A 419-nucleotide genomic window follows, 5' to 3' on the forward strand; every position below is an offset into this window, starting at 1 on the left:
CGAGGCTGACACGGCCCTGTCCGCCGTGTCCATGGGCGGGAGCGGACCGCCTCGGCTCCGCAGGTGCGGCCGGCACCGAACACACCGCGCGCTCCGGGCGGCCGCGAAGCCCCGACCACTCACGCCCTACCCCAACGCCCTCGCCGACTCCCGCAACCGCCAGTGCGCATCCCGGTGCGTGCTCCCCGGCGGCAGCCACTCCCTGCGCAGCTTCGCCACGCACGTGTAGTTCGCGTCGCAGACATTGGCCAGCGGCGACTCGGACGCCTGTGTCGCCAACTGGTAGGCGTCCAGCCGGGACAGCCCGAAGTCCCGGTGCAGCCAGTCCACCAGGCCGAGCTGGGCGATCCGGAACGCGTCCTCCAACGGGCGTGCGGAACCGGTGGAGATGAGGTGCGTGTCGGACTCCAGACGCGGCC

General features: G+C 72.8%; 1 pseudogene. It reads right to left on the minus strand.

Going from position 1 to position 419, the window contains the following annotated elements:
• Nucleotides 1-126: 126 nt before the first annotated feature.
• Nucleotides 127-419 (minus strand): annotated as a pseudogene (locus HG542_RS32955) (acetamidase/formamidase family protein); the annotation flags it as partial.

The sequence above is a fragment of the Streptomyces morookaense genome (assembly GCF_013030945.1).
GTDB classification, from domain to species: domain Bacteria; phylum Actinomycetota; class Actinomycetes; order Streptomycetales; family Streptomycetaceae; genus Streptomyces; species Streptomyces morookaensis.